The sequence below is a fragment of the Pseudooceanicola sediminis genome (assembly GCF_003575965.1).
Lineage (GTDB): Bacteria > Pseudomonadota > Alphaproteobacteria > Rhodobacterales > Rhodobacteraceae > Pseudooceanicola > Pseudooceanicola sediminis.
The window spans coordinates 112360-128994 of sequence record NZ_QWJJ01000007.1 but is presented as its reverse complement, the minus strand read 5'-3'; the positions used below and the strand labels follow the sequence as shown (position 1 = coordinate 128994).

Here is a 16635-nt window from a genome sequence, read left to right as displayed (position 1 = left end):
ACCTTCCAGCCTTTTCAATGTCTTGCAGGGTGGAGAAGGTTCGACGTCGGGCCCATCCCCTCCGCCAACCTGAATCTTCAGTGGTTCCGATTGAGCCGCCTTGGGTGGCCTTGTCTTGGCAGCGCGTCATGGTTAACCGGGGTGATGCCGAGAACGAGAAAACGTGCCCGGCATAGCCATTTACACTTCTAGCCTTTTAAACCTGCGTTGCCGGGGACAGGACCGCGCGCCCGACGATCTTGCCCTCTTCCAGCAGGTTGAGCGTCTCTTCGGCCTTGTCGAGCGGGAAGACGGTGCTGGGGATCGCATCGATGGCGCCGCTGCGGGCGATCTCGATCAGCTCGGCGAACTCGGTCAGGGAGCCGACGTAGCTGCCCATGATATGTACGGATTTCAGGGTGATCATGGGCAGAGACCAGGGGGCCGCCCCGCCGAAGAGGCCGACTGTGACCAGCTTGCCATTGCGCGCCAGAGCGTTGAAGGCGAGCTTGGCAGTTGCCTCGGCACCGACGAAGTCAAGAATGGCGCGGGGCGGGGTGCCGCCGCAGGCACTGGCGATCTCGGACAGGACATCGGGCGACGCGGGGTCGATCACGGCGGCAGCCCCAGCCTCCAGCGCGGCGGCGCGTTTGGCCGGGTCGATGTCGGCCACGACAGGGGCCTTGGCGCCCAGAGCGGCCAGGAGCCGGATACACATCAAGCCCAGGCCGCCGGCACCGATCAGCAGCGGCGGCTGGTCGAAATAGCTGTCCCCCAGCTTTTTCAGTGCCGAGAACGTCGTCAGCCCCGAGCAGGCCAGCGGAGCGGCACGCGCCGGGTCCAGGTCGCCGATGTCGAACAGGTAGCGGGGATGGGCGATCCGCAGCTGGGTGGCATAGCCGCCATCCACGTGGATGCCCAGGTAGCGCGGTGTGGCGCAGAGGTTCTCATCTCCTTGGCGGCAGACGTCGCAGGCACCGCAGCCGCACCAGGGAAAGACGACGTAGTTGCGGGTCATGTCGATCTCGCCCGCGTCGGGACCGGCAGCGATCACGCGGCCCACCGTTTCATGCCCTACGGTCAGTGGCAGCTTGATACCGCGATCCGCGTAGTTCAGGCGCTCTCCACGGCCCAGGTCGACACCGCCTTCGCGCATGTGCAGGTCGGTGTGGCAGACGCCGGCGGCCGTGACCTCCAGGATCACCTCGGTTCCGGTCGGGGTCATGTCAGGGCGTTCGTCCTGGATCAGCGGCTGGCCGAAGTGCTGGATGCATTGGCACTGCATGTGGGGTGTCCTTTCTGTCGCGGCTACGCCCGGGCGCGGCGCATCTGTTTCATGATGTTGAGCTGGTGGATCTGGCTGGTGCCCTCGTAGAGGCGGAACAGCCGAATATCGCGGTAATAGCGCTCAATGCTGCTGTGGTTGGCCACGTAGCCTGCACCGCCGAACACCTGCACGCAGCGATCCGCAACACGGCCGCAGGCCTCGGAGGCGAAGTACTTGCAGATCGAGGCCTCGAGCGCGATGTCGCGCCCCTGGTCCCGGGCGCGGGCGGTTTGCAGGACCAGGGCGCGGGCGGCCTCGATATCGGTGCGGCAATCGGCCAGCAGGGCGGCGACCAGTTGAAAATCGGCGATGGCGCGGCCGGACTGGTGGCGGCTTTCGGCGTGATGCATCGCCATGTCCAGCATTCGGATCGCCGGGCCGGTGCAAAGTGCGGCCAGGTGGATGCGTTGCTTGTTCAACACCTTCATCGCGGTGCGGAAGCCCTGACCCTCTTCTCCGCCGATCAGGTTGCGGGCGGGGACACGGACGCCGTCCAGATGCACTTCGCCGACGGGCGAGCCACGCTGGCCCATCATCTTGTAGCCCGCCGAGGTGGTCAGGCCGGGCATGGTGCGTTCCACCAGAAAGGCCGACACGCCGCGTGCGCCGGGCGTGTCGGGGGCGGTGCGGGCCATGACGGTGAACAGGTCGGCAATCGGCGCGTTGGTGATGTAGCACTTCATCCCGTCCAGGATGTAGTCATCACCATCGCGCCGAGCAGAGGTCGTCAGCGCCGAGGCGTCCGATCCGGCCTCGGGTTCGGTCAGCGCGAAGCTGCCCGTCATCTCGCCTTTTGCCAGCAGCGGCAGGTAGGTCCGTTTCTGCCAGTCGGTGCCATCTGCCACCAGCGCCTCGGAGCCGATGCCGGTGTTGGTGCCGACCCGGGCGCGAAAGGCCACGGCGCATTGCGACAGCTCCATCGCACCCATGACCAGTTCTTCGGTGGTCAGGCCAAGGCCGCCATATTCCTCGGGAATGGACCAGCCGAAATAGCCGCGCTCGGCCATGTCGGCGACGATTTCGGCCGGCACCTCGTCACGCTCGTCAACGAGGTCTTCGGCGGGGTGGGCGGTGCTGCGCACCCAGTCATGCACGCCGGAAATCAGTGCGTCGAGAGCTTTGGGGTCGCGGATCATCGGCTGTCTCCTTCTCGGTCGTTCGGCGAGAAATTGGGCGCGCGCTTTTCCAGGAAGGCGGCAAGGCCTTCGCCTGCCTCGTCACCGTAGCGGGCGGCGTTGATGCCACGCGCCTCGAGGTCCAACTGGGCGGCCAGGCCGTTCAGCGGTGCGGCCTCGATCTCGGCCTTGATGGCGCCCATGGCAGTGCGGGGGCCGCGGGCACAGTCGATGGCCAGCTCCATCGCGGCCTCAAGGCTGCCGCCCTCGGGGGCGAGGGTGTTGATGGTGCCGGCCTGGTGCAGGCGGGTGGCGGGCATGGGGCGCCCCAGCAGGCACATTTCGCTGACCAGCTGGCGTGGCAGGGCCTCGCGCAGGAAATGGGTGGTGCCGCCGTCGGGTGTGAGGCCGATCTTGACGTAGGCGGCGGTGAATTTCGCGGTCTCCGACGCCACGAGCATGTCGCAGGACAGAGCCAGCGCCAGGCCGAGGCCCGCCGCACCCCCCTCGACCGCGCCGATCACCGGCAGAGGGCAGTTGCGCAGCGCCAGGATCATCGCACCTAAGGAATCGGTGTTCTTCATCACTTCCGACAGGGGCAGGGCGCGACCTTGCTTGAGCGCCGAGACATTGCCGCCCGAGCTGAAGAAGCCCCCGGCGCCGGTCAGAACCACGGCGCGCAGGTCTGTCCGGGTGCCGGCGTCGACCAGCGCCGCGCGCAGGGCATCGTATTGGTCGCGCCCGATGGAGTTGCGGGTCGCGGCACCGTCCAGGGTGATCTGGAGGATGCCTGGCCGGGCCTCTTCGCTGCGAATTTCGGTGATCTTGCTCACGCCTTGGGCCTCCCGTTCGCATCCCAGTACATCGGGCCGCCCAGGGCGCGCGGAAAGCCGTAGCCGTTGACCCAGACCACGTCGATGTCGTCGCGGCTGCGGGCGATGCCCTCGGCCAGCAGGGCCTCGCCCTCGGCAATCATCGGGTCATGGGTGCGGGCGATGATTTCTTCTGCAGTGATCTGGCGCTGGCGGATGCCCTGACCCGTGGCGATCGCGGCGACCACCTCGTACACTTCGTCAGAGGGCTGCTTTTTGCCGTCGACGTAGTCGTACCAGCCCTTGCCCGCTTTCTGGCCCAGGCGCCCGCGTTCGCAGAGCGTATCGGCCACGGGTTCGCTCAGCCCTTCGGCCTTGCGCATCCGCCAGGCGATATCGAGGCCGGAAAGGTCCTGCACCTCGCACGGGCCCATGGGCCAGCCGAGCGCGCGGAACGCCTCGTCGATCTGGGCAGGTGTCGCGCCTTCGCACAACAGTTGCGGCACGGCGCGGTTGCGGGCTTGCAGCATGCGGTTGCCGACGAAGCCGCGGCAGACGCCGACCGTCACGGCCTGCTTGTTCAGTCGCTTGGCCAGCAGGCTGGCGGTCTGCAGCACGTCCGGCGCGGTCGCTGTGGTCTGGACGACCTCAAGCAGCTTCATGATGTTGGCCGGAGAAAAGAAATGCAGGCCCAGCACGTCCTGCGGGCGAGAGGTGGCCGCAGCGATCTCGTTCACGTTCAGATAGGAGGTATTGGTCGCCAGGATCGCGCCGGGTTTCGCCACGGCATCGAGCTGGGCAAAGAGTGATTTCTTCACGCCCATGTCCTCGAACGCGGCTTCGACGAACAGGTCACAGTCGATCTGGGTCGCCAGGTCGGTGGTGGTCGCGATCCGGGCCTTGCGGCCCTCGGCGTCGGAGGCGGCGATGCGACCCTTGGCGGCCATGCCGTCGTAGAGCGTTCCGATCGCTGCCAGCGCGGCGTCCAAGGCGTCCTGGGACAGGTCGCAGAGGGTGACGGAGAAGCCCGCATCGGCAAAGGCCATGGCAATTCCGCGTCCCATGGTCCCTGCGCCGATGACGCAGACGGAAGAGATGCCGCGCGCCGCGACGGAGCGGTCGATCCCGGATTTCGCCGCAGCGCGTTCGGCGAAGAACAGGTGGCGCAGCGCCGCCGAGGTGGGCGAGGCAACGGCGTCGAGAAAGATCTCGCGCTCCTTGGTCAGCGCCTCGTCGAAGGGTAGGCTCTGGGCGTTGAGGATGGACTGCAACACCACGCGCGGCGTGGGCGCGCGCAGCTTGCGCTGCTGCGCGGCGGCCAGCAACTCCAGCTGGTCGGTATCGGCGGCGATGGCGGGCATGCGGTTGCGCACCAGTGCGGGCGGGGTGCCGTCCGCGATCAAGGCGCGCAGGCGCGCGGCGGCGGCCTCCACAGGATCGCCCGGCACCACCTCGTCGACGAGGCCATGGGTCAGCGCGGTTTCGACGGGCATCATCTCTCCGCTGCCCGCGAGGGTCTGGGCCACTTCGGCGCCCGCCAGGCGGGTGGCGCGGACGGTACCGCCGGATCCGGGCAGGATGCCAAGGCGCACCTCGGGCAGGCCGATCTTGCTGTCGGCGCGCGCCACGCGCAGACCGCAGGCCAGCGCCACCTCGAAACCGCCGCCCAGAGCGGTGCCGTGCAACGCCGCGGCGACCGGCTTGCCCAGCCCCTCGATGCGTTCAAGCACTTCGGGCAGCGTGGGCGAGAGCGGCAGACCGAGTTCGGAAATCTCGGCGCCGGCGATGAAGGTCTTGCCGGCGCAGGCGAGGATGACCCCTTCGACGCCGGTATCGGCCGCCGCGTGGTCCAATGCGGCCAGAATTGCCGCGCGCAGGTCCTGGGACAGGGCGTTTGCCGGTGGGCGGTCGATGGTCAGGGTGGCAATGCCGTCTTCGGTGACGCTGCGGACGAGCGGCTGGGTCAGAGTATCCATGGTGTCCTCTCGGGGCTGAGGTCAGATGATGCCGTTGGCGCGGTGGCGGGCGATGTCTTCGGGCGAATAGCCGAGGTCCTTCAGGATGGAGTCGGTATCTGCACCCAGGGATTTCGCGGCCCAGCGGATCTGGCCGGGGTTGTTGGTCAATCGGGGCACGACGTTCTGCATGCGGACCGTGCCGAAGTCCTCGTCCTTCACCGGGGTGACCACCTCACGGGCCTGTACCTGTGGGTCCTCGAAGATCTGCTCTACCGAGTAGATGGGCCCGATCGCGCCGCCTTCGCGGGTGAAGTCCGCCAGCGTCTCGTCCAGGGTGTGCCTGTCCATGTAGTCGCGGAAGATGCCGTCCAGCTCTTGGCGGTACTCCATCCGGTCGCGGTTGGTCTTGAAGCGCGGATCCTCGATCAGCTCGTCCCGGCCGATGGCGCGCATGTTCGCGGCGAACATCGAATTGGTGGAGCCGGTGACGGTGACGAAGCGCCCGTCGGAGGTGCGGAAGACATTGGCGGGGGCGGTGTATTGGTTGTTGTTGCCGTCGCGTGCGCGCACCTGGCCCAGCTGGTCGTATTCGATGGCCAGGTTTTCCAGCAGCCGAAAGGTGGCTTCGGTCAGGGCCAGGTCGATCTCTTCGCCCTTGGTGCCGTTCTTCACCACGCCATAGAGCGCGGCCATGATCGAGAAGGCACCGAAGAGCCCGCCGAAGGCATCCGCGATGGGATAGCCGGGGTGGACCGGGTCGCCATCGGCCATGCCGGTGATATGGGTCAGCCCGCCCATGGCCTCGAAGATGCGGGCAAAGCCGCCCTGGTTGGCGCGCGGACCGGTCTGGCCGAAGGCGGTGACGCGCAGGATCACCAGGTTCGGATTGATCGCCCACAGGGTCTCACGGTCGAGACCCCAGCGGGCCAGCGTACCGGCGCGGAAGTTCTCGATCAGCACGTCGGTCTGGGCGATCATGCGTTTCATCACCTCCAGCCCCTCGGGGCGGCGCAGGTCCAGTGTGCCGTAGCGCTTGCCGCGGTTGGTGACCTTCCACCACAGGGACTTCTGATCCCGGAAGGGCGGGAAGGCGCGCAGCCCGTCGCCTTGGCCGGGGATCTCGAACTTGGTCACTTCGGCGCCGAAATCGGCCAGCAGCGAGGCGGCGAAGGGCGCGGCGATGATGGTGGCGATGTCGAGGACACGCAGCCCGGCGAGCGGGCCGAAGGTCTCTGCGGTTGCGTCGTTCATGGGACTGTTCCTTCGGAATGGGGCGTGAAGACGGCCTCTGGCAAGCCTGCAGCGCCGAGACCGTCGAGGGCGAAGACATGGCCTCCGTCGGGATGGGAGGAGACGGCCCTGCCGGTGCCGGAATCGCGGATGGACGTGACGAACAGCCGGTCGCGGGCGGGGCCACCGAACGCCAGGCTGCTGGGCAGGTCGGTGGGGGCCGGGACCTGGCGGATCAGGCGGCCATCCGGCGCGAAACAGGCGATCTGCGCGCTGTGGATCATCGCGGCCCAGAGGTTGCCCGCCGCATCCACCGTCGCGCCATCGACGCCGGAGCCGTGTTGGCCGGTGTCCACGTGCAACCGGAAGGGTCCGGTCTTGCCCGTTTCGGGGGTGTAGTCGCAGGCCAGGATGCTGCGTTCCGGCGTATCGGCCAGGTAGAGCGTTGTGCCATCGGGCGAGAGGCAGAGGCCGTTGCCGATCCGGATACCCCGGTGCAGCACCCGGTGCCGGCCCACGCCGTCGAGCTGGTGCAGGGCGCCGCGCCCGGTGCCGTCGCGTCCCATCCCGGCGCAGAGGAAACGCCCCTGCCGGTCCAGCTTTACGTCGTTCAGTCGCATCAGGGGGTCCGCGCCCGCCAACGTCAGCAAGGACGTGGTCTCTGCGGTCGCGGGATCGAAGCGCAGGACCTCGTGATCACGCGACAAGATCAGCCCCCCGCCAGAGGCCGGGGCGATGCCACCGATGTGGCCACCCAGGTCGAATGCGCGTCCGTCAAGGCAGTGAATCCGTCCCGCCACGCCGTCGATCCACCACAGGGTGTCGTCCATCCACAGCGGACTTTCCCCTAGGTCGGCCGGAGCGGTCGAGATGCGGTGGACGGTCAGCCCGTCCACCGAGAGGTCAGAGCGCGCTTCAGGCATTGCTGCTCCGGCGGTTGCGTGGGCGGAGCTGCTTCCAGGCGGCATTGGCCAGGGCCCAGACCAGCAAGGCGCCGGTGATCACGGTGATCGTTCCCGCGATGGGGCGGTCCAGAAAGGACATCATGTCCCCGCCGGACACGATCAGGGCGCGGCGGAAGTACTCCTCGATCATCGGACCCAGGACAAAGCCCAGAAGCAGCGGCGCAACTTCGAAGCGCAGGGCCTTCATGCCCAACCCGAGGAAGCCGAAGGCCAGCAGCACGAAAACATCCGTCACCTGGTAGTTGACGCTGTAGATCCCGATGCAGGTCAGTGCGACGATGACCGGGAACAGCAGGGTGTAGGGAATGCGCAGCATCCGCACCCACAGGCCGACCAGAGGCAGGTTCAGCACCAGCAGCATCAGGTTGCCGATTACGAAGCTGACGATCAGACCCCAGAACAGGTCGGGAGAGGTCTGGATTACGTCCGGGCCCGGCAGGATACCGTGGACCATCATCACGCCCAGCATGATCGCCATCACCGGATCACCCGGGATGCCCAGGCTGAGGGTCGGGATGAAGGCTGCCTGGACCGCGGCGTTGTTGGCCGCCTCGGGGGCCACGACGCCTTCGATGGCGCCCTTGCCGAACTCCTCGGGGTGGCGGCTGCAACGGGCCTCGACCGCGTAGGAGACGAAGGTGGCGACCAGGCCGCCGGTGCCGGGCAGGGCGCCGAAGAAAGCGCCGATGCCGGATCCGCGCACCATCGGCATGCCGGAGCGGCGCCAGTCGGATCGGGTGGGCAGCATGTCGCGCAGACGGATCTTGTCCTGGTTCACCTTGGGCGTGGTGGTGCGCCCGGCGTTGGCGATGATCTCGGGCAGGCCGAACAGGCCGATGGCCACGGCGACCAGCGGCAGCCCGTCAAAGAGCACGGTCTGACCGAAGGTGAACCGCGCCACGCCGCTGTTGAGGTCCAGCCCGATCAGGCCCAGGGCCAGACCGAGGGAGACCGACGCCAGCGAGCGCACGGTGCGCCCCGATCCGATGACCGAGGCCGCGATCAGGCCCAGGGCCATCAGTGCGACATACTCTTGCGGGCCGAACTTGAGCGCGACGCGCGACAGCGGGACGGAAAGCGTAACCAGCAGCAGCACACCGAAGAGCGACCCCACGAAGGAAGCGATCGCCGTCATGAAGAGCGCCTGACCCGCACGGCCCTGCTGGGCCATCGGGTAGCCGTCCAGGCCGGTCACCGCAGAGGTTGCAGTGCCCGGCAGGTTCATCAGGATCGAGGCGGTGGAGCCGCCATAGGAGGCGCCGTAGTAGATGCCGCCCAGCATGATCAGCGCATAGTTGGGGTCGATGTGGTAGGTGATGGGCATCAGCATGGCGAGGGTGGCCATGATGCCGATCCCCGGCAGCACGCCGATCACGGTGCCGAGGAAGACCCCCAGGAAACAATAGAGCAGCCCGCCGACCGATGCGGCAACGCTGAGGCCCAGGGCGAGGTCGTTGATCAGTGTGGACATGTCAGAATGCCTTGATCTGGAGGCCAAGGCCGACGCGGAACACCAGCGCCGAGACGACGGCGGTGCCTACGGCGAGGATCAGCGCGGTGATGAGGGATGTCTTGCGGTTCGCCAGCGAGGCCAGGAAGACCGCGATGGCGACCGAGGCCAACATGCCGAGGTTCTCGACCGTCAGGGCGAAGCCCACGAAGGCCGCGGCCAGAAAGGCCATGCCGCGCAGTTGCCCGTCTTCGGGTCCGATCTGCGCCATTTTCTCCGGCTGGGCCGAAAGGACCATGAACAGCGCCAGCAACACCATGATCCCGCCAAGGATCACCGGGAAATAGCCCGGCCCCATGCTGTGGAGAGAGCCCATGCGGTAGCTGAGCCCCTCGATGATGATGAAGGTGCCGATCGCCCCGGTCACAAGCCCGGCGATGTAGTCTTCAAGTCTTTCAAGGACGTATCGCATGTTCGCCTCCCATCGAATTATGCGTGAGTTTCTGTCGTGCCCCCTGCGGGCCTCAGTTCCGATCAGGTGTCTCTACGGGGGCGAGGGGCCGCCCTCCAGGCATTGCCCCGTCACGAGGGCCGCTTCCGATGAGCAGAGGAAGCGGCAGAGACTGCCAAGCGTTTCGTCCGGCGTGCCGCGCCAGATCAGCGCGTTCACCCGAATCCGGGCCGGGGCCCATTCCAGTGCCAGGGTGCGCACCAGCATCGCGGTGGCGGCTGTCGCGGCGTGTCCGGCGGGCGTGTCGTCTTGTGCCGAGACGACCAGCAGGGAAAAATCGGTGCTGCGCGCGGCATGACCGGCACAGGCGCGGGCCAGGGCGTGCAGGCGCGTCAGGGCCGCGGCGGCGGGCTCCCCGCGTTGCAGGCCCCGGGCGTCGATGACGCAGCCGAGGGGCAACCCCGTCGGCAGGGCACTGGCGCGCAGGTCGGCCTCGATCTCGTTCAGCCGCTGATCGGTGATCAGCAGCGTCGCGCCCTGCGCATGCCTGCCAATCTGTGGCCAGGTGGTATCTGGGGCGGTGCCCAGCTGCCCGCCGCCATCCACCACCAGCGTCTGCCCCCCGAGGGCGGCCCCGCCGGGCGAGGCCAGAAAGGCCACGGCTGAGGCGATGTCGCCGGGCAGGGCGATGCGGCCCAGTGGAATGCCTGCGGCCACCTGGTCAAGGTCGACGCGACCGGCGGCAGCCAGCTCCTCGACCAGCGGGGTCAGGGTGTAGCCGGGGGCGACGGCACTGACTCGAATGCCGCGTTGGGCGATACGGGCATCAAGCGCGGCAGTCAGCGCGGTGACTGCCGCCTTGGTCGCACTGTAGGGCCCGCGCAGCGCCAGCGGTCGATAGGCCGCGCCGGACGAGAGATTGATGATCCGCCCGCCCTCGGGCAGCAGTTCGCAGGCGGACTTGCAGATCTGCTCTGGCGCGACGAGGTTCAGGTCGACGAGGCGCGCGAAATCGGCCTGAGGCAGGCAGGCAATGCCCCGCCCGGAGCTGTCGGTCATGCCGGCGTTGTTGATCACCAGGTCCAGCCGCCCCATGGCCTTCATGACCCGATCCGGCAGCAGGCGCGCCTGGCCCTTGCCGGTCAGGTCGACATGGAAGTCGACGTGCTGCGAGCCCAGCGTGCCAAGCGCGGTGCGGGCCTTGGCGCGGTCGACGTCAGCCAGCGCCACGCGGTATCCTTTGCGGGCCAGCCGGGCACAGATCGCCCAGCCGATGCCCGAGGCTCCGCCCGTCACCAGCGCCACTTTTGACCGCTGCTCCTGCATGTCTCCCCCCATGTCGCGGCCTCAGGTGATGGCGATGCCGATGCCGCCGTCGGCGGACAGGACCTGGCCGGTGATGAAGTCGCTTTCCTCGCCCAGCAGGTATCCGATGGCGCGGGCGATGTCCTCGACCGTTCCGAGGCGACCCAGTGGCGTGTCGGCGATCCGCTTGGCGTCCCGCTCGGCCGAGCGGTGCTTGGCGGTGCCTTCGGTCGGCACGGCAGAAGGAGCTACGGCATTGACGCGGATATTGCGGGGCCCCAGTTCGACGGCCGAGGCGCGTGTCATGCCCATGACGCCCGCCTTGATGCCCGAATAGACCATCGAGCGCGGCGCCGAACGGAAGCCCGCGGCGGAGGCGACGTTGACGATTGCACCGCCGCGCGTTTCGTCCATGGCGGCCGCGGCAAGCTGTGTCGCCCAGATTACCCCGGTGAAACCGACGGCCAGCATCCGCTCGACGGTTTCCGGCATGATGTCGGGGATCGGCTGGTAGCGGACCCATGCGGCATTGTTGACCAGCCCGTCGAGGCGGCCGGTTTCCGAGACCACGGCGTTGATCGCCGCTTCGATCCCATCGTAGGTCGATACGTTCTGGACCACGGGGAAGGCACGGCCTCCGGCGGCGGTGATCGCGGCCACGGCTTCTTCGGCGAACTCGGGTTTCAGGTCGTTGACGCCGACGGTCCAACCCCGCGCGGCCATGAGCTGCGCTGTTGCCTTGCCAATGCCGTGGCCAGCGCCTGTGATGAGAACGGATTTGCTGTCAGACGACATCGGGAACCTCTTCGTACCATTGGTTGCTGGAGCCGGAGATCAGCGTCTCGGCCAGGGCAGAGACACTTGCGGCGGCCTGGCCCTGGATGGCCAGGGTGCGCATCTGGCGCAGGTGGCGGTGCAGCGGCACCTCCCAGGTGAAGCCCATGCCGCCGAAAACCTGGATGGCGCTTTCGGCGCAGGCCGGACCCATCCGGGCGGCGCCCAGCCAGGCGGCCCGGCGGGCCATTGGGGCGGCCTCGCCCGGGTTGGAGAGCGCGCGGGTCACGCCCATGCGCATCGTTTCCAGCGCCAGCAGGTCGCGCGCCAGACGGTGACGCAGGGCCTGGTAGGACGACAACAGACGGCCGAACTGCACCCGGTCCTGGGCGAGGTCGCAGGCCTGCTTGAGGCAGCTGGCGGTCGACCCCGCGATGAAGGCTGCACGCAGGATCTGGGCGTTGTCCTTCAGCGTTGCAACGGCGTCGGGGCTGAGTTCAAGGCCGGTCAGCGGGCCGGCCAGGCGCAGGGTGGCCGAGGCGAAATCGGTGTCGAGCTGATCGGAAAGCTGGGCGGACAATCCGGCGGTTTCCGTCAGCACCGCAGAGCCATCAGCGCGGAAGACCAGCAGGTGTTCAGCCCCTTCGCCCCTGGGCGCACCGGCGACGATGCCGTCGGCCTCGGTGCCCAGCCAGGCGATGGTGGCGATGGTCTCACCCGAGACCAGGGCACTTGCCATCTCGGGGTGCGCATGGGCCAGCGCCTCGCTCAGCAGCATGGCTTCGATCAGGGGGAAGGCCAGCAGGCCCGCCCCGGCGGCTTCCAGGATCGGTACCGCGAAACGCGCGGGCAGGCCCAGGCCACCGACCGCTTCGGGCGCGATGACGCCCAGCAGGCCGGCCTCGGCCAGGGTAGAGGCCCGGGCGGCGAGGTCATCGGTCGCCGCGCAGGCTTCCATGACCTCGCGGGCGGTTTCCTCGAAATCCTTGGGGTCGAGATCGTCGAACATGGGTCAGGCCGCCTTCTTCAGGTTGAGGATGCGCTTGGCAATGATGTCGAGCTGGATCTCGGTGGTGCCCGCATAGATCGTCTCGGCGCGGCTGGCGAGGTAGATCGCCTCCATCCGGGCCTTGGCGTCCAGCAGGGGCTGGCCCGCATCGGTGGGGAAGCGCGCCACGATTTCCGCCGCGATCCGGGCGAATTTTTGGTGCGCCTCCGACCAGTAGAGCTTGGGCAGGCTGCCGCTCGGGCCGATCTCCTCGCCCGCCAACAGCGCCTCGACCAGGGTTTCCACGTGGCCCTTCAGCAGCTCGATCTCTATCCTTACCTCTGCCAGATCACGGGCATAGCCTTGCAGGATCGCATAGGTTCGGGCGTCGCTGCGGCAGGCGGTGATCAGATGGTCCAGTTCGCTTTCGAACCGCCAGGAGCGGTACATGCGGTTGCTGGCGCGTTCGATGGAGAGGACGCGTGTCGCCGCGCTCCAGCCTTCGTCGGGCGCGCCCAGCATGTTGGCCTCGTCAACGACCACGTCATTGAAAAAGACCTCGCAGAAATGGCGGTGCCCCTCGATCGAGCGGATCTCGCGGGTGTCGATGCCGGGGGTATCCATCGGCACGGCGAACAGGACCAGGCCCTTGTGGCGGTCTTCTTTCACGCCGGTCCGGGCCAGCAGCAGGCAGCGCTGTGATTTGGACGCGCCGGAGGTCCAGATCTTCTGGCCATTGACCACCCAGCCATCCGAAGTGCGGTCCGCACGGGTGCGCAGCGCGGCCAGATCGGAGCCCGCGCCCGGTTCGGAAAAGCCCTGGCACCAGACGTTTTCCATGGTCAGGATCTTTGGCAGGTATTCCAGCTTTTGTTCCTCGGTGCCGACCGCCTGGATGATCGGGCCGGCCAGTTCCTTGCCGATCGAGTTCACGGCATTGGGCGCCGGTGCCAGGCCTATCTCGCGGTTGGCTTCCAGGTGCTCGCGCAGGGTCAGGCCGTGGCCACCATAGGCCTTGGGCCAGGTGATCCCGGCCAGGCCGGCGCGATGCATGGCAGCCTCGAAGGCCTTCAGCTCGTCCAGGGTGGCAGGCGTTTCGTGCACCCGGTCAGTGCGCAGGTTGCCGGTGAGGTTCTGCTGTAGCCACGTGCGGGCCATGGCGCCATAGGCGCCGGGGTCTTTGGGGGCAGTCGTCATTCGGCGGACTCCTGGCGGGGGGTAACGGTGGGGATGATCAGTGCATCCAGGGCGATGGCACCCTGACCTTTGGGGCGGGCCAGAAGCGGGTTGATGTCAATCTCGGCCACCTCGTCCGCGTGGCGCGCTGCAAAGATCGACAGGTCGACGATGGCCTGTTCCAGCACCTCAAGATCGGCAGGGGCACGGCCCCGGGCGCCGTCGAGCAGCGGAAAGGCACGCAGCTCGCGCAGCATTTCGGCGGCTTCCGCGCGCGAAACCGGCGCCAGCCGCAGCGAGGTATCCTCGAAGATCTCGGCGAAGATGCCACCGAGGCCGACCATGACCACCGGGCCGAACGTCGGATCGGTGGTGGTGCCCAGGATCAGCTCGGTCCCGCCCGAGGTCATCGGTGAGATCAGCACACCGTCGATCGCCGCCTTCGGGGCGTGTTCGGCAGCGGCGGCGATGATCCGGTCGAAGGCGGCGCGGGCGGCCTCGGCGCCGATCACGCCCAGTTCGACACCGCCGATGTCGGATTTGTGCTGGATGTCGGGCGACAGGATCTTCATCGCCATGGCACTGCCCATGCTCTCAGCGGCCCTGGCGGCCTCGTCTGCGGTGGTGGCGGTGATGTCCTGCGCGAAGGGCAGGCCCGTACGTGCCAGCGTGGCGCGGGCGGTGGCTTCGTTGCGGCAGGCGTCGGCGTCAAGTTCGGCCGGGGTGATCTCCGGCAGGCGGGCGCGTGTTTCCTGGGCGATGGCTTCCATGCGTCCAAGCGCGGCGATGCCGGCCATGGCCGCGTCGATCGTGGGAAAGCAGACAACACCAAGGTTCGACAGCTCTTGCACCGCATCCGCCGGGCCTGAAACGCAGGCCACGAGGGTCCGATCAGGATGGCGGCGGGTCACCTCCGCCAGGGCGGCGGTGAAGACCGAGCGCAGGCGCGGGATTTCCATGCTGAGGGCCAGCATCAGGCAGAGGGTCGAGTTGGCCTCGTCCTCCATCACCGCGTCCAGCAACTCTCCCAGGATATCGGGGTCGGCGGACATCTGCGCGGTGGCGTCGATGGGGTTGGTGGCCGAGGCGAGTGGAAGGGCGGTGTTGATGCGCCTGCGCGCTGCCTCGCCCAGCGGATTCACGGCCAGTCCGTTGGCGGCGGCGGCATCGGCCATCATCACGCCAAAGCCGCCCGAGGCGGCGATCACCGCGACGGAAGGCTGGCTGCCGATGCGACGGGTACCCTTGGCCTCGGCGGCGGCGCCGACCTGGGCCAGCTCTTCCAGGGAATGCACACGCACGGCACCATGGCGGGCGAAGACGGCGTCATAGACCCGGTCGCTGCCGGCAAGGCCACCCGTGTGGGACATGGCCGCCTGCTGGCCAGCCTCGGAGACGCCGATCTTCAGCGCGATCACCGGCTTGCCCGCGGCGCGCGCGCGATCCAGCGCCGCGGTCAGGCGGCCTGCGTCCCGACAGGTTTCGAGGCAGCAGAGAATCACCCGCGTTTCATCGTCGTCGGCCAGCCACTCGATGGCGTCGGCGGCCTGAACGTCGGCCTCGTTCCCGGTGGCGACGAAACGCGCCAGACCGGCACCGCTCTCGCCCAGAAGGCGTAGTGCGGCGCTGCCGATGTTGCCGCTTTGCGAAACGATTGAGATCCCACCGACCCGCGGCATCTCCTGTTCCAGCGCGATCGAGAAGGTGCCGATGGCGCGTTCGCGGACGCCGATGGCGCCAAGGCAGTTCGGTCCGACGATCCGCATGCCGGACTGCGCGGCGATCTCGGTTACGCGGGACTGGAGGGCGAGGCCCTCGGGTCCGCTTTCGGCAAACCCGGCGCTGAGAACGATTGCTGCGGGCACGCCCATCTCGGCGGCCTTTTCAAGAACAGCAACGGCGCCGGCTCCGGGCACCGCGACCAGGATCAGGTCAGGCACGCCGGTCAGCGAGTCGAGCGTGGCGAAGGCGGGCAGGCCCTGGATCTCTGTGGCGTTGGGGTTCACAGGCCAGATATGGCCGGCGAAACCGTGCTTGATCAGCATGTGAACCGGCCGGCCGCCTGTCTTGTTCGGGTTCGAGGAAGCGCCGACAACGGCAATGGAGCGGGGTTGAAAGATCGCCGTCAGACCCTTTGGTGTCGTCGTCATGTCAGCGCCCCTTGAAGACAGGCGTACGCTTTTCCAGGAACGCCATGCGGGCCTCCTTGGCGTCGTCGGTGCGCGACAGGGCCATCGTGTAGTTCTGTTCCAGGCGGTAGGCATCGCGCTGCGGCATGTTTTCGACCATGTTCGCGGCCTGCTTGGCGTAGTTGATTGCCAGCGGCGCCTTCGAGGCGATCTCCTGCGCGACGTCCATCGCGGTCGGGATCAGAGCCTCGGGGGTGGTGACTTCCTCGATGATCGAACGGGCCTTGAGTTCGGCTGCCGACAGGCGAACCCCGGTGAAGAACATCCGGCGAGTGGTGGAGCGGCCGAACAGCGAATGCAGCATCGAGGCACCGCCGGCGAGGCCGACGTTGATCTCGGGCATGCCGAAGACGGCATTCTCGGAGGCATAAAAGATGTCGCAGGCGGCCATCAGGCCAAGGCCGGCGCCAAGGGCAGCACCATTGACGGCGGCGACCACGGGCTTGGAGCATTCCTTGATGGCATTGCCGGTCTCGCGGGTCATGCGATTGTGTTCCAGGAAATCCCCGGGGTTCGCAGGATCGGGACGGTCCTTGAGGTCCGCGCCCGCGCAGAACGTGTTGCCAGCGGCGGTCAATACGGCGCAACGTACGTCGTCGCGTTGCGAAATCTCGTCGAAGATGTCGATGATTTCGCGCCGGGTCAGGCGGTCGAGAGCATTCACGGGCGGGCGGGCCAGCGTGACCAGGGCCACCATGCCATCCATCTCAACACGAACATTCTGCTTGTCGAACACGTCAACCTCCCTTTGACACTTTTGGGCTGACCGACCGGTCAGTCACTTGATGTAGGTAGCAACGGAAAGATGAGTGCGCAACAATTTTCTTGTCGATTTTGTGATTGACTGACCGGACGGTCAGCGCTTAGCGTCAGGGCGACTCCGGGGCGCGAAGGCCTTGGATGACCATGGGAGGAG

Annotated in this window: 14 protein-coding genes; all 14 read right to left on the bottom strand. The window is 67.5% G+C overall.

What is annotated here, in order from left to right; genetic code table 11:
• Positions 1-196 precede the first annotated feature (196 nt).
• On the bottom strand, positions 197-1264 hold the full coding sequence (locus tag DL237_RS09550; RefSeq protein WP_119398830.1) for an alcohol dehydrogenase: 1068 nt from the start codon (positions 1262-1264) through the stop codon (positions 197-199).
• A gap of 23 nt (positions 1265-1287) precedes the next feature.
• Positions 1288-2442, bottom strand: a complete 1155-nt coding sequence (locus tag DL237_RS09545) for an acyl-CoA dehydrogenase family protein (protein WP_119398829.1) — start codon at positions 2440-2442, stop codon at positions 1288-1290.
• Positions 2439-3254: an oxepin-CoA hydrolase, alternative type gene (locus DL237_RS09540; RefSeq protein ID WP_119398828.1), complete on the bottom strand. Its 816-nt coding sequence runs from the start codon at positions 3252-3254 to the stop codon at positions 2439-2441. Before DL237_RS09540 ends, DL237_RS09545 begins: the two co-directional genes overlap by 4 nt.
• Positions 3251-5209, bottom strand: coding sequence for a 3-hydroxyacyl-CoA dehydrogenase NAD-binding domain-containing protein (locus DL237_RS09535; RefSeq protein WP_119398827.1), 1959 nt, complete (start codon positions 5207-5209; stop codon positions 3251-3253). Before DL237_RS09535 ends, DL237_RS09540 begins: the two co-directional genes overlap by 4 nt.
• 21 nt (positions 5210-5230) lie before the next feature.
• On the bottom strand, positions 5231-6442 hold the full coding sequence (locus DL237_RS09530; protein WP_119398826.1) for a CaiB/BaiF CoA transferase family protein: 1212 nt from the start codon (positions 6440-6442) through the stop codon (positions 5231-5233).
• Positions 6439-7344, bottom strand: coding sequence for an SMP-30/gluconolactonase/LRE family protein (locus DL237_RS09525; RefSeq protein ID WP_119398825.1), 906 nt, complete (start codon positions 7342-7344; stop codon positions 6439-6441). Before DL237_RS09525 ends, DL237_RS09530 begins: the two co-directional genes overlap by 4 nt.
• On the bottom strand, positions 7337-8857 hold the full coding sequence (locus tag DL237_RS09520) for a tripartite tricarboxylate transporter permease (RefSeq protein ID WP_119398824.1): 1521 nt from the start codon (positions 8855-8857) through the stop codon (positions 7337-7339). Before DL237_RS09520 ends, DL237_RS09525 begins: the two co-directional genes overlap by 8 nt.
• Before the next feature lies 1 nt (position 8858).
• Positions 8859-9308: a tripartite tricarboxylate transporter TctB family protein gene (locus DL237_RS09515; protein ID WP_119398823.1), complete on the bottom strand. Its 450-nt coding sequence runs from the start codon at positions 9306-9308 to the stop codon at positions 8859-8861.
• A gap of 72 nt (positions 9309-9380) precedes the next feature.
• Positions 9381-10613, bottom strand: coding sequence for an SDR family oxidoreductase (locus DL237_RS09510; RefSeq protein WP_158585610.1), 1233 nt, complete (start codon positions 10611-10613; stop codon positions 9381-9383).
• A 21-nt stretch (positions 10614-10634) separates the two neighbouring features.
• Positions 10635-11387 carry an SDR family NAD(P)-dependent oxidoreductase gene (locus tag DL237_RS09505; protein WP_119398821.1) on the bottom strand — a complete coding sequence of 251 codons (753 nt, stop codon included), beginning with the start codon at positions 11385-11387 and terminating at the stop codon, positions 10635-10637.
• A complete protein-coding gene (locus DL237_RS09500) occupies positions 11377-12375 on the bottom strand; it encodes an acyl-CoA dehydrogenase family protein (RefSeq protein WP_119398820.1) in 999 nt (332 codons plus the stop codon). Before DL237_RS09500 ends, DL237_RS09505 begins: the two co-directional genes overlap by 11 nt.
• Before the next feature lie 3 nt (positions 12376-12378).
• Complete coding sequence (locus DL237_RS09495) at positions 12379-13551, bottom strand: acyl-CoA dehydrogenase family protein (protein ID WP_119398819.1); 1173 nt, start codon at positions 13549-13551, stop codon at positions 12379-12381.
• Positions 13548-15680 carry an acetate--CoA ligase family protein gene (locus DL237_RS09490; protein WP_119398818.1) on the bottom strand — a complete coding sequence of 711 codons (2133 nt, stop codon included), beginning with the start codon at positions 15678-15680 and terminating at the stop codon, positions 13548-13550. Before DL237_RS09490 ends, DL237_RS09495 begins: the two co-directional genes overlap by 4 nt.
• 1 nt (position 15681) lies before the next feature.
• A complete protein-coding gene (locus tag DL237_RS09485; RefSeq protein WP_119398817.1) occupies positions 15682-16455 on the bottom strand; it encodes an enoyl-CoA hydratase/isomerase family protein in 774 nt (257 codons plus the stop codon).
• Positions 16456-16635 lie beyond the last annotated feature (180 nt).